The 14441-nt window shown below is 61.5% G+C and carries 13 protein-coding genes; 3 read left to right on the top strand and 10 right to left on the bottom strand.

Annotated elements, in window-relative coordinates; translation table 11 throughout:
- The first annotated feature begins 4 nt into the window (after positions 1-4).
- The gene (mtnK, locus tag KFZ77_RS05245; protein WP_264385638.1) at positions 5-1204 is read left to right on the top strand and encodes an S-methyl-5-thioribose kinase; all 1200 of its coding nucleotides are present in this window, start codon (positions 5-7) and stop codon (positions 1202-1204) included.
- A 7-nt stretch (positions 1205-1211) separates the two neighbouring features.
- On the opposite strand, the gene KFZ77_RS05240 is transcribed toward mtnK, so the two are convergent.
- Genes KFZ77_RS05240 through KFZ77_RS05225 form a run of 4 tightly spaced genes read right to left on the bottom strand, consistent with a single transcriptional unit; the run spans position 1212 to position 6041 of the window.
- Complete coding sequence (locus KFZ77_RS05240; protein ID WP_264385637.1) at positions 1212-2456, bottom strand: LVIVD repeat-containing protein; 1245 nt, start codon at positions 2454-2456, stop codon at positions 1212-1214.
- Complete coding sequence (locus KFZ77_RS05235) at positions 2456-3520, bottom strand: sugar ABC transporter substrate-binding protein (protein WP_264385636.1); 1065 nt, start codon at positions 3518-3520, stop codon at positions 2456-2458. The genes KFZ77_RS05240 and KFZ77_RS05235 overlap by 1 nt, the downstream gene beginning before the upstream one ends.
- A 23-nt stretch (positions 3521-3543) precedes the next feature.
- Positions 3544-4539: an ABC transporter permease gene (locus tag KFZ77_RS05230; RefSeq protein WP_031524792.1), complete on the bottom strand. Its 996-nt coding sequence runs from the start codon at positions 4537-4539 to the stop codon at positions 3544-3546.
- Positions 4536-6041, bottom strand: a complete 1506-nt coding sequence (locus KFZ77_RS05225; RefSeq protein ID WP_031524790.1) for a sugar ABC transporter ATP-binding protein — start codon at positions 6039-6041, stop codon at positions 4536-4538. Before KFZ77_RS05225 ends, KFZ77_RS05230 begins: the two co-directional genes overlap by 4 nt.
- Before the next feature lie 258 nt (positions 6042-6299).
- On the opposite strand from KFZ77_RS05225, the gene KFZ77_RS05220 reads away from it, so the two are divergent.
- Together KFZ77_RS05220 and KFZ77_RS05215 are read left to right on the top strand one after the other, a co-directional pair.
- A complete protein-coding gene (locus KFZ77_RS05220) occupies positions 6300-7385 on the top strand; it encodes an oxidoreductase (RefSeq protein WP_031524789.1) in 1086 nt (361 codons plus the stop codon).
- A 208-nt stretch (positions 7386-7593) separates the two neighbouring features.
- Complete coding sequence (locus KFZ77_RS05215; RefSeq protein WP_264385635.1) at positions 7594-8661, top strand: SDR family oxidoreductase; 1068 nt, start codon at positions 7594-7596, stop codon at positions 8659-8661.
- A gap of 83 nt (positions 8662-8744) precedes the next feature.
- Here KFZ77_RS05215 and KFZ77_RS05210 read toward each other — a convergent pair whose 3' ends face one another.
- From KFZ77_RS05210 to KFZ77_RS05185, 6 genes are all read right to left on the bottom strand, one after another.
- Positions 8745-9764 (bottom strand): CobW family GTP-binding protein, encoded by a 1020-nt coding sequence (locus tag KFZ77_RS05210; RefSeq protein WP_264385634.1) that lies wholly within the window; start codon positions 9762-9764, stop codon positions 8745-8747.
- Positions 9765-9780: 16 nt separating this feature from the next.
- Positions 9781-9978: a YbdD/YjiX family protein gene (locus KFZ77_RS05205; protein ID WP_031524777.1), complete on the bottom strand. Its 198-nt coding sequence runs from the start codon at positions 9976-9978 to the stop codon at positions 9781-9783.
- 59 nt (positions 9979-10037) lie between these two features.
- Positions 10038-12143 carry a pyruvate/proton symporter CstA gene (cstA, locus tag KFZ77_RS05200; protein WP_264385633.1) on the bottom strand — a complete coding sequence of 702 codons (2106 nt, stop codon included), beginning with the start codon at positions 12141-12143 and terminating at the stop codon, positions 10038-10040.
- 249 nt (positions 12144-12392) lie between these two features.
- The gene (gene entH / locus KFZ77_RS05195; RefSeq protein ID WP_264385632.1) at positions 12393-12806 is read right to left on the bottom strand and encodes a proofreading thioesterase EntH; all 414 of its coding nucleotides are present in this window, start codon (positions 12804-12806) and stop codon (positions 12393-12395) included.
- A gap of 1 nt (position 12807) precedes the next feature.
- Complete coding sequence (gene entA / locus KFZ77_RS05190) at positions 12808-13563, bottom strand: 2,3-dihydro-2,3-dihydroxybenzoate dehydrogenase EntA (protein ID WP_264385631.1); 756 nt, start codon at positions 13561-13563, stop codon at positions 12808-12810.
- The gene (locus KFZ77_RS05185) at positions 13563-14435 is read right to left on the bottom strand and encodes an isochorismatase (RefSeq protein WP_264385630.1); all 873 of its coding nucleotides are present in this window, start codon (positions 14433-14435) and stop codon (positions 13563-13565) included. The genes entA and KFZ77_RS05185 overlap by 1 nt, the downstream gene beginning before the upstream one ends.
- Positions 14436-14441: the final 6 nt, after the last annotated feature.

Below are 14441 nucleotides of genomic sequence, written 5' to 3'. Positions count from 1 at the left end.
GGCAATGTCGCAATACCGCACCTTCACCGCCGCCGATGCCGTGGCTTACGCCCAACAATTCGGCGGGCTGGACAACCCTGATGAACTGGTGGACGCCCGGGAGATCGGCGACGGTAACCTCAATCTGGTATTTAAAATTTTCGATATTCATCATCAGAGCCGCATCATCGTGAAGCAGGCGCTGCCCTACGTGCGCTGCGTGGGCGAATCCTGGCCGCTGACGCTGGACCGCGCGCGGCTCGAAGCCCAGACGCTGGTAGAGCACTACCGCCACTGCCCGCAGCACACGGTTAAGGTGCTGCATTACGACGCGGCGCTGGCGGTGATGGTGATGGAAGACCTTTCCGACCACCGCATCTGGCGCGGCGAGCTGATTAAAGGCGTCCACTACCCTGCCGCCGCGCAGCAGCTCGGCGAGTACCTGGCGCGCACGCTGTTTTATACCAGCGACTTTTATCTGCATCCGCACAAGAAAAAGGCGCTGGTGGCGCAGTTCATCAACCCCGAGATGTGCGAGATCACCGAAGATCTGTTCTTCAACGATCCCTACCAGATCCACGAGCGCAACAGCTACCCGGCAGCCATTGACGCTGACGTTGCCGCGCTGCGCGACGATCCGGCCCTGAAACGCGCAGTTGCCAGCCTGAAACACAGCTTCTTCTCGCACGCCGAAGCCCTGCTGCACGGCGACATTCACAGCGGCTCGATTTTTGTCGCTGACGGCAGCCTGAAAGCGATTGATGCTGAGTTTGGCTACGTCGGCCCGATTGGGTTTGATGTCGGGACCGCGATCGGCAACCTGCTGCTGAACTACTGCGGTGCGCCGGGCCAGCTGGGCATTCGTGATGCCGCCGCAGCCCGCGAACAGCGTCTTACTGATATTCATGAGCTGTGGAGCACCTTCGCGACGCGCTTTACCCGCCTTGCCGTCACCGACACCCGCGACGCCGCGCTGGCTCAGCCGGGCTATGTGGAGGACTTCCTGAAGAAAGTGCTGAGCGATGCGGTCGGTTTCGCCGGCAGCGAACTCATCCGCCGCAGCGTTGGCCTGTCACACGTGGCGGACCTCGATACCATCAGCGATGAAGAGATGCAGCACGCCTGCCTGCGCCACGCGATTGAACTCGGCAAAGCGCTGATCCTTATCGCCGGCCAGGTCGATAACGTTGACGAGCTGGTTATCCGGGTGCGGCAGTACAGCTAATCTGACTTTACCCCAGATACTCAATCACCGACAGGCCACCGTTATAGTCGGTGCTGTAGATAATGCCCTGGGCATCGACAAACACGTCGCAGGACTGAATCACCTGCGGCCGGCCAGGACGGGTATCCATCATGCGCGCTGGCGCAGCCGGCACCAGCGCCCCGGTCTCTACCGGGCGGTACGGGTTGGAGATGTCATAGGCGCGCACCCCCGCATTCTGATACGTAGCAAAAATCAGCGTGGAACTAACAAAACTTCCTGGCCGGTTCTCGTGCAGGTTGTGCGGCCCGAAGTGCGCCCCTTTTGCCACGTAATCCGTTTCGTCCGGCTGCGGGAAGGTCGCGATGCTGACCGGGTTCGCCGGCTCGCGGATATCAAACAGCCAGATCAGCTTCTCACCATCCTCCTGATTGTCGAGCACCGCTTCATCCAGCACCACCAGCAGATCGCGGTCCGGCAAGGGCAGCGCCGTATGGGTGCCACCGCCAAACGGCGGACTCCAGTTACGGTGGCTGATAAGCGTCGGCTGGCTGCGGTCCTTCACATCCAGAATCGTCAGGCCCCCGTCGCGCCAGCTCCCGTAGGCGGTATCCCCGGCGATGATGGCGTGATGCAGTGCATAGCGCTTGCCTTCCGGCCACGTCGGCTGCTCCCCCGCCGCGGCGTGCATCCCCGGCAGCCACCAGCGCCCTGCCACTTCAGGTTTACGCGGGTCCGCCAGATCGATAGTGAGGAAGATGTAATCGCTGAAGCCGTCGATCAGCGCCGACACATAGGCCCAGCGCCCGCCCACGTACCAGATCCGGTGGATACCGATGCCCTCCAGCGACAGGAAGCTAATTTCGCGCGGCTTATCCGGCGTGGAGATGTCGAAGATCCGCAGCCCGGCGCTCCAGCCTTTGTCATGCACGTCGCGCACCGTGTCGCCCACCTGGCGGGTGTAGTACACCCTCTCATCGGCAAAACGGGCATCGGCAAACAGATCCCGGGCGTTGATCACCAGCAGCAGATCGTCATGGGCCTGCAGATGAATATTCCAGGTGCCGGGCGGTGCGGGAACAAACCCCACCGTCTTCGGGTGTTTCACATCGCGCACGTCAACAATGGAAAAGCCCTGCGACACCATGTGCCCGATATACGCATAGCCGCGATGCACCATCAGCTGTACGCCGTCCGGGCGTCCCCCCTGATCGGAGTGCGCTATCAGCCGCATATTGCGGCTGTAGTCCGGGCGCGGAAGTTCGGCTGCCATTATTTGTGCTGCGCTTCGAGGGTGGCAAACCACGGGGCGATAAAATCATCGGTCTGGCCCCAGCCAGGGATGATTTTGCCGAGGCTCGCCACGTTCGCCGCACCCGCCTGGCTGGTCAACAGCGCCTGCGGGATGGCAGCGGCTTTAAAATCATAGGTTGCCGGGGTCGGCTCACCGGCAATTTTGTTGGCAATCAGGCGCACGTTGGTGGCGCCAATCAGCTTCGGATCTACCGCCACGCTCACTTTCCACGGGCTGCCCGCTTCACGCATCAGCTGCAGATCCTGGTTGGAGATGTCGATGCTGTAGAGTTTGATCTCGGTGCGGCCGTTTTCCTTCAGCGCTTTGTACGCGCCCTGGCTGAAGGCGTCCCAGGTGCCCCAGATGGCATCAATCTGCCCTTTCGGGTATTTCGCCAGTACCGCGCCCACCTTGTTGGCGGTGTCGCCCTGCACATCGGAAGACACCGCACCGATGGACTCCAGCTCTTTGATCTCCGGGTACTGCTTTTGCAGTTCCTTATAGGCGGCCTGACGGCGCTCCATCGGCGGGAAGCCTGCCACCCACAGCTTGATGATGTTCGCTTTGCCGTTGAAGTCCTTCGCCAGCTGGCCGAAGGAGAGATCGGTCAGCGAGGCATCATCCTGCTGGGTGACGGTCACGCCTGGAATGTCGCCGTTAACCGCGGTATCAAACACCGACACCTTGATCCCCGCATCGACAATGCGTTTCACCAGCTGCGTGGAATAGGGATCGCGCCCCTGAGAGAGAACAATGCCGTCATATTTCTGGCTGATGGCCTGATTGACGAAGTCCTGAAACTTCGCATCGTCGCCGTTGCTCAGGAAGGTACTGACCTTAAAGCCGAGCTTTTTCCCCTGCTGGATCGCCCCGGCAACAAACTGGGTGGTGTTGTCATCGGAACCGAGATTGCGGATCACCGCAATGCGGATCGGGCCGCTGTGGCCGGCAATGGCCTCCGGCACCGGTGCTGGCGTGGCGGCGAAACCGGGCAGCGCGCTGAACAGGCCAAGCGCCAGCAGTGAAAGCGTTATTTTTTTCATCATAATTCCCTGTCGGTAAAAGGTTAACGTCGCTGAATGTAGGTAATGGCCAGCGCGGCGGCGAGCACCAGCCCTTTGATAATGTCCATCGCGTAATACGGAACCGAAAGCATCACCAGGCCGTTGGAGAGCACGCCGAGGATCACCGCCCCCACCAGCGTGCCGAGCGCGTTAGGCTTGCCGGAACCGGCCAGTGAAAAACCAATCCACGCTGCGGCCACGGCATCCATCAGGTAGCCGCCCCCGGCGTTGACCTGTGAGGAGCCGATGCGCGATGCCAGCAGAATGCCGCCAAGCCCGGCCAGCAGCGAGGCGATAACGTAGGCCGCCACCTTGTAGCGGGTGGTGCGGATGCCTGACAGCCGCGCCGCTTCCGGGTTGCCGCCGATGGCATACATGCGTCGCCCGTGGGTGGTGAGCGACAGGCCGAGCTGCGCCACCAGCGTCACCGCCAGCATAATGATAACGATGGTCGGCACCTGGCCGAGCAGGCCAAACGCCGCCGGGATCGCTCCTTCCGCCATGTCGCCGCTCGGCAGCACCATGTTTTCGGTGATCGAGCCGCCGTAGCTGTAAGTCATCGCCACGCCCTGAATCACAAACAGGCTGGCAAGCGTGGCGAGCATATCGGGGATCTTCAGCACCACGATAAGAAAAGCATTGAACAATCCCACCAGGGTGCAGAGCAGCAGCGTGACCACAATCGCCCCGGTGGTGCCGAAGCCGTGCCAGACGAACAGCGAAATCACCAGCGCGTTTGCCAGCGAGGCGGTGGAGCCAACCGACAGGTCGAAGCCGCCGATGGTGAGTGAGATCGATACCCCGACCGCAATCACCGTCACGATGGCGATAGAGCGCAGGATATTGATGATGTTGTTCGGATCGAGAAAGTTATCTGAGGCGATGCCGAAGATAGCGATCAGCGCCACCACCGTCACCAGCATCCCCCACTTATAGAGAAACTCGATAATCTGCTGACGGGCCGACAGCGTCGGTTTCAGCGCTACGGCTTTGTTCACGCGGGGGTTCCTCCGGTGGAGTAAAGTAATAAGGTTTCTTCCGAGGCCTGGTGGCCTTCCATTTCGGCGACGATGCGCCCGTCCCACAGCACGCAGATGCGATCGCACAGCCCGACCAGCTCACTGAACTCCCCCGAGGCGTAGATCACCCCTTTGCCGTCGCGGGCCAGCTGGTCGATGAGCACAAACAGGTCACTTTTGGCTTTCACGTCCACGCCTTTGGTCGGTTCGTCGAAGATCAACACCTCCGCCCCGCCGCGCAGCCATTTGCCAATCGCCACCTTCTGCTGGTTGCCGCCGGAGAGGCGACGCAGCGGCTGCCCCGGCCCGGTGGTGCGCACCCCAAGGCGGGCAATGACCTGCTCGGCCCAGCGCCACGCCGCGCGATGACCAAACAGGCTCCAGCGCGAAAAGTGTTTATCGGCGCTGACGGCGAGATTCATGCTCACCGGCTCGTCAATAAAGATGCCCTCTTTGCGGCGCTCCTCGGGGATCAGCGCCACGCCACGCGCCACGGAATCTGCCGGATCCCGGGGACGCCAGCGTTCGCCCTTCAGCTCCCCCGCTGCGACGCGGCTTTTGCTGGCCCCGAACAGCGCCTTGCACAGCTCGGTTTTCCCGGCCCCCGCCAGCCCGGCGATACCGAGAATTTCACCGCGTTTCAGGTGTAAAGAGATGTTGTCCAGCAGTTGGTCGTCGTGCAGCCCTTCGACGCGCAGCAGCGTTTCGCCGTTGTGCGCCGGTCGGCGCGGCGGGTAGAGATCGGTGAGCTGGTGGCCGAGCATCTTCTCGACGATCTCACCGGCATCCAGGGCCTGCATCGGCCCGGACTCGATCAGCTGGCCGTCGCGCAGCACCGTCAGGGTGTCGCACACCGCATTCAGCTCCTGCAAGCGATGGGAAATAAACACGACGCCAATCCCCTGCTGTTGCAGGCGTTTCACTACGGTAAATAAGCGCTCGCTTTCATGCTGATCCAGCGGCGCGGTGGGTTCATCGAGGATCAGGAACCGGCAGCGGTGCGACAGCGCCCGGGCCAGCAGCACCTGCTGCTTTTGCGCCAGCGTGCAGTCGTCAATCCGGCGGTTAACGTCGAGATCCACATCAAGCTGGGCCAGCGCCTCGCGCGCCCGCTGACGCACGGCCCCCCAGCGATAGCGATGGCCCGGCGCGGCGAGGTTATCCAGCAGGATGTTTTCCGCCACGCTCAGGCCCGGCACCAGCGCCACATCAACTTCCTGCTGCACCAGATGAATGCCCAGCGCTTTAGCATCGCGCGGGGCACGGATGGTCACCGGTTCGCCATCAATCAGAACGGTGCCGGTGTAGTGCGGGTACGTTCCGCACAGCACCGCCATCAGCGTGGATTTTCCGGCTCCGTTGGCCCCAGTCAGGGCGTGCACCGATCCGCCGTTCAGGGTGAAGTCCACGGCGGTCAGCGCCCGGAAACCGCCAAACGCGATGGAGATATCCCGCATTTCAAGGCGTTGCGTTACGGACATGGCGGCGATCTCCTGAGCGGTATAAGCGTGTTTTGCCACTTTTTCACGAGGATATATCCGCTGGCAATGAACGAATCGGCATAAGATAAAGCAAATAATTATTAGCCGTCCAGATGTCTGGATGTAACATCAAAATTATTCATGTTGCGGCTCTGACGGGGAGCAACATGAAAAAAATGCATCTGGCAACGCGCATTTAATCAGACGTCTGGAAGTCTGCATGTGGTAGGGTGTAAAAAAATAAAAAAGGACAACTTCATGACTGATACCGCCATTCGCGTCGTTCCCGGCCCGGCTAACTACTACTCCCATACGGGCGCGCTGGCGCAGCTCGACGCGCTTTACACCCCCGAACAGCTCTCCCGCGCGGTGTGGGTATACGGTGAACGCGCCATTGCCGCCGCCCGCCCGTTCCTGCCGCCCTCTTTTAATGCGCCGGGCGCGAAGCAGATCCTGTTTCGCGGTCATTGCAGCGAAAGCGATGTCGCGAGCCTGGCCCGGGAAGCGGGTGACGATCGCGCGGTGGTGATTGGCGTCGGCGGCGGTGCGTTGCTGGATACTGCTAAAGCACTGGCGCGCCGTCTTGGCCTGCCGGTAGTGTGCATCCCCTCCATCGCCGCCACCTGTGCGGCCTGGACCCCGCTCTCGGTGTGGTACAACGATGCCGGACAGGCGCTGCACTTCGAGATTTTTGACGATGCCAATCATCTGGTGTTGGTGGAGCCGGAGATTATTCTCCGTGCCCCGGTGGACTATCTGCTGGCGGGCATCGGCGATACGCTGGCGAAATGGTATGAAGCCGTGGTGCTGGCCCCGCAGCCGGAGCAGCTGCCGTTAACGGTCCGCCTCGGCATCAACAACGCGCTGGCGATCCGCGACGTGCTGCTTAACCAGAGCGAAGCGGCACTGGCCGACCAGCAGCGCGGCGTGCTGAGCCAGGATTTTCGCGACGTGGTGGATGCGATCGTTGCCGGAGGCGGCATGGTTGGCGGGCTTGGCGAGCGCTATACCCGTGTGGCGGCGGCCCATGCGGTGCATAACGGCCTAACCGTACTGCCGCAGACCGGGAAGTTTCTGCACGGCACCAAAGTGGCCTACGGCATTCTGGTGCAGAGCGCCCTGCTCGGCCTGGACGATGTGCTGGATACCCTGATTGCGGCTTACCAGCGCTTTAATCTGCCGACCCGGCTGGCACAGCTGGACGTCGATATTCACAGTCCGGAGCTGGATAAGGTGATTGCTCACACCCTGCGGCCGGTAGAGTCCATCCACGCCCTGCCAGAGGCCATCACTCCGCAGACGCTGCGTGCCGCTTTTGAAAAGGTGGAACGCTGGGGGAAATAACTCAGCGCCATCAGCGTTCATAGTCTGCATCATTCCCGGGGCGGGTAAGCGTAGCGCCCCCCCGGGTCACGGGTTATCTACGCTGACCCGCCTTATTGTTCACGCCCGTTTTGCTTCCCACAGCCCGCCAGTAAGAACAGTCTCTGTCTCCCGTAAGGCCAGCCCTCTTCGACTACCCTAAGGAATACCGAATAAGAGGAGGAGCGAAATGCAAAAGCAGGCACTGATTGTCGGGATCAGCGGCGTTATCGGACGCGCGCTGGCTGAAAAACTGCAGCATGAAGGCTGGCAGGTGACGGGCCTTTCCCGCGGACGTAGCGCCGCACCGGAAGGGTGTCGCAGTCTCACCGCCGACCTCACAGACAGCGACGCGGTACGTACCGCGCTGGCGAATGAAAAACCGGATGCGCTGTTCTTCAGCGTCTGGTCACGTCAGGAAAACGAGCGGGAGAATATTCGCGTCAACGGCGGGATGGTGCGTAACGTCATTGAGGCGCTGGGTGAGCGGCTGAAGGGTTCCCACGTCGCGCTGGTAACCGGGCTGAAGCACTATCTCGGCCCCTTTGAAGCCTATGGTAAAGGCGCGGTACCCGTTACCCCGTTTCGTGAAGAACAGGGACGCCAGCCGGTTGAAAACTTCTATTACGCCCAGGAGGACGAAGTGTTCGCCGGCGCGGAGAAATACGGCTATCGCTGGAGCGTGCACCGCCCGCATACCATTATTGGCTACGCCATCGGCAATGCGATGAACATGGGCCAGACCCTGGCGGTTTATGCCACCCTGTGCCGCGAAAAAGGCTGGCCATTTATCTTCCCCGGCTCCCCGGAGCAGTGGAATGGCCTGGCGGATGTGACCGATGCCGGGCTGCTGGCGGAACAGCTGCTATGGGCCGCCACCGCTGAAGAAGCGGCGAATCAGGACTTCAATGCGGTTAACGGCGATGTGTTCAGATGGAACTGGATGTGGCCGCGCCTGGCAGCCTCGTTCGGTATTGAGGCGGCAGAATACCCTGGCAACGCGATGCCGCTGGAAGCGCGGATGCAGGATGCAGCGGATGCCTGGCGGGAAATCGCCGAACGCTATCAGTTACGGGAAGCCGACATTACGAAGCTGGCCTCGTGGTGGCACACCGATGCCGACCTTGGACGGCCGATGGAAGCCTTCACCGATATGAGCAAGAGCCGCAAAGCCGGGTTCACCGGTTACCGCTCGACGCTTGATTCATTCATCGCGCTGTTTGAAAAGCTGAAGGCTGAGAAGATTATTCCGCAGTAAGCAACGCTGCCTGACGGAAACTGCCGTCACGCGGTCAAATCGAGCGTGGCCTTCCTGCGCCACGCTTTTTACGCTGTACGCACTTACATTGCCGTTGCGGCAAACTCGCGCCGCAGCTGCTCTAGCGGCAGGTAGCGGCCAATGATCACCAGCCGCGAGACGGGCGTTTCGTCAGCCTGCCATGCCGACCCGTAATCGAATCCCACCACTTTATATACGCCCTGCACCACCAGGCGCTGTGGCTGTCCGTCGATGGCCAGCACGCCTTTGTAGCGCAGCATATCGTTGCCGTGTTCGGCAATGCAGCGCTCCATAAAGGCTCCGATCTTTTTTAAATCCAGCGCGCCCGCTTCAAAGACGTGCGCCTGAATCACATCCTGCACCGGCTGGGCAGCAGGTTTGCGCAGCGGACGGAAGCGTCCCGGCTCATCGGCGCGGGCGGAGATAATGTGGTATCCCTCGGTAAGCGCGTTGCGGTCATCCATCTCAAACGCGGCGATGTTCAGCCAGCGTTCCGGCGGACAGGCACCGTGGTGGATCTCCAGCAGCGGCGCTTTATTGTTAATGCGGTGAATACGCGCCAGCGCTACCTCTTTCTGCGCCTCGTCGCACAGGTCGCTTTTGGTGAGCAACAGGCGGTCGGCAAAGGCGATCTGCGCCGCCGCCACCGGGTGCTCATCCAGCTGCTGGCTGATGTGCTGGCAGTCGATAAGCGTAATCACGGCGTCCAGCCGCAGCGACGCGCGCAGCCGCTCGTCGGTAAAGAAGGTCTGGATGATTGGGCCGGGGTCGGCCAGCCCGGTTGCTTCAACGATAAGCGTTGAAAAAGGCAGCGCGCCAGAAGCCCGACGGTCGAGCAGCTCTGCCATCGCGTCGGCGAACTCGCCGCGCACGTTGCAGCAGACACAGCCGTTGCTCACTTCCACCACGCTGATGTTATCGCCACGCTCCAGCAGCTGTCCGTCAATGCTGGCCGCGCCAAATTCGTTTTCCACTATCACCACCGAGCCGTCAGCGTACTGTCGCAGGTAGTGGTTCAGTAAGGTGGTTTTGCCCGCGCCGAGAAAACCGGTCAGCAGGGTTACCGGTACCGCATCATTCATGCCACGATCCTTTCAGTTAGCAGCAGCGCGCGCCGCCTTTGCCGCCGTAGCGCGCATCCTGACGCTCGCGGAAAAAATCTTCGTAACTCATCGGCGTCTGCTCCGGATGGTTAAGACGCATATGCTGCACGTAGTTGTCATAGTCGGGCACGCCGACCATCAGTTTTGCTGCCTGACCGAGGTACTTCCCGGCTTTTGCAAGAGTATCAAACATCGAACGACTCCCGTAGACAGCGCACCCGCCAGGGCAGATGCGCTGCGATAACGCGTAACTTAATGCACGCCTTTGGCCTGCGCGACGATGCGGTCAGCATCTTCCGGCATCGGCTCATACGGCGTTTCGTTGGCGGTAGGCCGATCGGTTTTCAGCGCGGCGAGCGCGGTTTTCACCGAGAACCACGCCAGCACCACCACCACCACCATAAAGAACATGGTCAGCCCGGCATCCAGACGGTTGTTAAACACCAGTTGGTTAAGCTGCGACACGGTGTACTGCGCCGGAATGTTGCCGCTGTCGAGCATCGCCTGGAACTTGTTGGCGATGGCGAGGAAACCGACTTTCGCATCCGGGCTGAAGGTTTTCTGCCAGCCGGCGGTCAGGGTACAGATCAGCAGCCAGGCGGTAGGCACCAGCGCAACCCAGGCATACTTCTGGCGTTTCATCTTGAACAGCACCACCGCGCAGAGCATCAGCGCCATACCGGCCAGCATCTGGTTAGCGATGCCGAACAACGGCCACAGGGTGTTGATGCCGCCCAGCGGGTCGAGCACGCCCTGACGCAGGAAGTAGCCCCAGGCCAGCACCACCAGCGCGGTAGCCAGCAGGTTGGCGGGCAGCGAGTCGGTGCGTTTCAGCGACGGTGCCGCGACGCCGAGCAAATCCTGCAGCATAAAGCGTGCCGCACGGGTGCCCGCGTCCACAGCCGTGAGGATAAACAGCGCTTCAAACAGAATGGCGAAGTGATACCAGAAGGAGACATCCATCAGGCCGCCCAGCGCGCCGTGAAGGATATAGGCCATGCCCACCGCCAGCGTCGGGGCGCCGCCCGCGCGGGAGATGATCGACTGCTCGCCCACTTCGGTGGCAATCTGGTTGAGAGTTTCCGGGGTGATCTGGAAGCCCCATCCGCTCACCACCTGGGCCGCCGAGGTCACTACGTCAGCGGCACCCGCAGGGGCCAGCACCGCCATCGGGCTGTTCATGGCGAAGTAGACGCCCGGATCGATAACGCAGGCGGAGACCAGCGCCATGATGGCAACGAACGACTCCATCAGCATGCCGCCGTAGCCGATAAAGCAGGCCTGGCCTTCGTTAGCGAGCATCTTCGGCGTGGTGCCTGACGAGATCAGGGCATGGAAGCCGGACACCGCGCCGCAGGCAATGGTGATAAACAGGAACGGGAACAGGTTACCGGACCACACCGGGCCGGTGCCGTCGATGAATTTGGTCACCGCCGGCATGGTCAGGGTCGGACGCATGATCAGGATGCCAATCGCCAGCCCGACAATGGTGCCGATTTTCAGGAAGGTCGAAAGGTAATCACGCGGCGCCAGCAGCAGCCACACCGGCAGTACCGCTGCCACGAACCCATAGCCCACCAGCATCCACACCAGCTGAATACCGTTAAAATCAAACCACGGCGCCCAGGTTTCGCTCTCGGCAACCCAGCCGCCGGAGATGATAGCGAAGATCAGCATCACCAGGCCGATGAGCGACACTTCGCCGATACGACCCGGACGAATATAGCGGATGTAGATCCCCATAAAGATCGCCAGCGGGATGGTGAAGGCGACGGTGTAGGTTCCCCACGGGCTGTGGGTCAGGGCTTTCACCACGATCATCGCCAGCACGGCCAGGATGATAATCATGATCATGAAGCAGGCCACCAGCGCGATGACGCCAGCGGTAGCCCCCATCTCCTCTTTCACCAGTTCGCCGAGCGAGCGCCCGTCGCGGCGGGTGGAGACGAACAGCACCATAAAGTCCTGTACGGCCCCCGCCAGCACCACCCCGGCGAGGATCCAGATCATCCCCGGCAGATAGCCCATCTGCGCCGCCAGCACCGGTCCTACCAGCGGACCGGCCCCGGCGATGGCGGCAAAGTGGTGCCCGAACAGCACTTTTTTGTCGGTCGGCACGTAGTCCAGCCCGTCATTATGGCGAACGGCGGGCGTCATGCGCGTCGGGTCGACGGCCAGCACCTTTTTAGCGATGAAGATGCCGTAGAAACGGTAAGCGATAAGGTAAACGCAGACGGCGGCGACGACGATCCACAGCGCGTTTATCTGTTCACCACGGTTGAGGGCGATGTAGCCGAGGGCAAACGCGCCCAGCAGCGACAGCGCCACCCAGATGAGGTATTTCCCTGATTTATTCATAGTTGTTGTCCGTTATTTTTATGCAGTAAAGGTACAACACCGAAGGTGTTACATTTTGTATCTATATCAGCAGTCGGAATTTAACAACGAGGAAAGGGAGAAAACAGTCCGCTCGGCCTGGATTTACCTGACATTGCAAGCGGGATCACTTTACGCAGCAACGGGATGCAAGCGGGGTTGCGCAAAGGTGGGATACAGACGGGAGGGAGATCCCCTCTCCCGCAGGAGAGGGTCAGCGTGCAGAAGGGTTTACCCCATTACCGCCGTGCTGAGACGCGAGGTGCAAACCCGGCGGCCCTGCTCGTCGAAAATGGTGATCTCCCAGGACTGGGTCTGACGCCCGAGATGCAGCGGCTGGCAGACGCCGCGCACTTTCCCCTGAGAAACCGGGCGGTGATGGGTGGCGTTCAGCTCGGTGCCGACCACACACTGCCCGTCGCGGGTGGTGAGATACCCGGCCATTGAGCCGAGTGTTTCCGCCAGCGCCGCCGACGCACCGCCGTGCAGCAGGCCAAACGGCTGATGGGTACGGGCATCCACCGGCATCTCTGCTTCCAGAAGGTCGTCGCCGATGCGCGTATAGATCACGCCGAGGTGCGCCACCAGGGTGTTCAGGCTGGTGGCGTTCAGCTCTTCAAGGGACAGATGGCGTTTCCAGATCATGCTATGCCCCCAGCGTCGAGCCGCCGTCCACCACGATATCCTGCAACGTGATGTGCCCTGCGGCATCGGAGGCGAGGAACAGCACGGTGGCGGCCACGTCCTGCGGACGGCCAATCTTGCCCAGCGGAATGCCCAGCTTAAACTGTTCGCCAAAGCCGCGGATACGCTGCTGCTCGGCGTCATCGCTGGTCCAGAGCACGCGCTGCATATCGGTATCGGTCGAGCCAGGCGAAACGATATTGCTGCGCACGTGGCTACCCGCCAGCTCAAGACCGACGGTGAGCGCCAGGCTTTTCAGCGCCGCTTTCGACGCGCCGTAAGCCGACATGCCGATGCGCGGCGTGTGGGCGGCGTCGGAAGCTACCGTGACAATCGCCCCACGCTGCTGGCGGCGGAACCAGGGCATGGTCTGCTGGAACAGATTAAACGCGCCGCCCACGTTGACGGCAAAGGTCTGCTGCCAGTCCTCCTGGGTCAGCTCGTCGGTCGGCCCCATGCGTAAAATGCCTGCCGCGTTCACCAGCACATCAAGCGCACGGGTGTCGGCCAGCACGCGCTGGCACACCTGCGCCACCGCCGCCGCATCGGCCACGTCGAGCACTTCGGTGCGATAAGGATAGCGCTCCTGTTCAAAAGCCAGGTCGAAGCCCACGACCTGAGCACCGGCCTCGACAAACGCCAGCGCGGTGGCCTGACCAATCCCCTTGCCCGCTCCGGTTACCCAGACGGTTTTGCCGCGGAAATCCAGCCCGGCCATCAGCGGCTGCCTTCCCGGGAGAGCAGCGCCCACCAGGCGTCAAGCGTCGGGTTTTTCGCCAGCATCACGAAGTCGATATCGCTGTGCACTTTGCGCCAGCGCGCGGCCAGCGCCATCATGCGCACCGAATCCAGACCGTAATCGATCAGGTTGTCATCGTCATACGGCTCGTCGGATTCGTCCAGCAGCGGCAGCACCAGCGCGCGCAGTGCGTCCTTACTGGCCGGCACGTCATCGCTCGCCTGATGCGGCAGCAGATCGGCCGTCATCACCACGCGACCGGCGCGGCCCGCCACGTAAGTCAGGGCCATCATGTGCTCGTCGCGGCTGAAGTCAGCCAGCGCATCGGCCACCATGAACGGCTTGATGTCGCGCATGAACGCATCGGTTGCCGTGGTCATGCAGCCGATATGGGCGTAAACCCCGGTAATGAGCAGCTGATCGCGCCCGCTCTCCTTCAGCGCCTGTTCCAGCGGCGAGCGGTGGAACGCGCTGTAGCGCCACTTCACCAGCACCGTGTCATCCGCATCCGGCGCGAGGGCATCCACCACCTTCTGCTGTTCCGGATGTTTGTTGAGGCCCGGTCCCCACATGTCGTTGAGCAGCGCGCGGTCGGCGTCGCTCTGATCCTTTGGCTGAGCGGTGTAGTACACCGGAATGCCCTGCTGTTTGCAGAACTGGCGCAGCGCTGCGATGTTAGCAATCACCTGATCCATCATGGCGCAGTTGTCGCCCCAGAAATTGACGAAGTAATCCTGCATATCGTGGATCAGCAACGCGGCGCGCTGAGGCTCGAAAGGCCAGCTCACTTTGCTGGTGGGGATCTCCTGCGCGGTTGGCAGGGCGTAAGCGTTCAGTTTTGGAATTGCCATGATATT

Origin of the sequence: Siccibacter colletis, assembly GCF_025914095.1 — a bacterium.
In the GTDB taxonomy this organism is placed as follows: Bacteria; Pseudomonadota; Gammaproteobacteria; order Enterobacterales; family Enterobacteriaceae; genus Siccibacter; species Siccibacter colletis.
Note: the sequence above shows the minus strand (reverse complement) of the source record. Positions and strands in the feature narration are given on the sequence as shown.

What these genes read in the sequence shown, in the direction of transcription:
- mtnK (WP_264385638.1), top strand. Translation starts at nt 5, where the DNA reads ATGTCGCAATACCGCACCTTCACCGCCGCCGATGCCGTGGCTTACGCC.
- KFZ77_RS05240 (WP_264385637.1), bottom strand. Translation starts at nt 2,456, where the DNA reads ATGGCAGCCGAACTTCCGCGCCCGGACTACAGCCGCAATATGCGGCTG.
- KFZ77_RS05235 (WP_264385636.1), bottom strand. Translation starts at nt 3,520, where the DNA reads ATGAAAAAAATAACGCTTTCACTGCTGGCGCTTGGCCTGTTCAGCGCG.
- KFZ77_RS05225 (WP_031524790.1), bottom strand. Translation starts at nt 6,041, where the DNA reads ATGTCCGTAACGCAACGCCTTGAAATGCGGGATATCTCCATCGCGTTT.
- KFZ77_RS05220 (WP_031524789.1), top strand. Translation starts at nt 6,300, where the DNA reads ATGACTGATACCGCCATTCGCGTCGTTCCCGGCCCGGCTAACTACTAC.
- KFZ77_RS05215 (WP_264385635.1), top strand. Translation starts at nt 7,594, where the DNA reads ATGCAAAAGCAGGCACTGATTGTCGGGATCAGCGGCGTTATCGGACGC.
- KFZ77_RS05210 (WP_264385634.1), bottom strand. Translation starts at nt 9,764, where the DNA reads ATGAATGATGCGGTACCGGTAACCCTGCTGACCGGTTTTCTCGGCGCG.
- KFZ77_RS05205 (WP_031524777.1), bottom strand. Translation starts at nt 9,978, where the DNA reads ATGTTTGATACTCTTGCAAAAGCCGGGAAGTACCTCGGTCAGGCAGCA.
- cstA (WP_264385633.1), bottom strand. Translation starts at nt 12,143, where the DNA reads ATGAATAAATCAGGGAAATACCTCATCTGGGTGGCGCTGTCGCTGCTG.
- entH (WP_264385632.1), bottom strand. Translation starts at nt 12,806, where the DNA reads ATGATCTGGAAACGCCATCTGTCCCTTGAAGAGCTGAACGCCACCAGC.
- entA (WP_264385631.1), bottom strand. Translation starts at nt 13,563, where the DNA reads ATGGCCGGGCTGGATTTCCGCGGCAAAACCGTCTGGGTAACCGGAGCG.
- KFZ77_RS05185 (WP_264385630.1), bottom strand. Translation starts at nt 14,435, where the DNA reads ATGGCAATTCCAAAACTGAACGCTTACGCCCTGCCAACCGCGCAGGAG.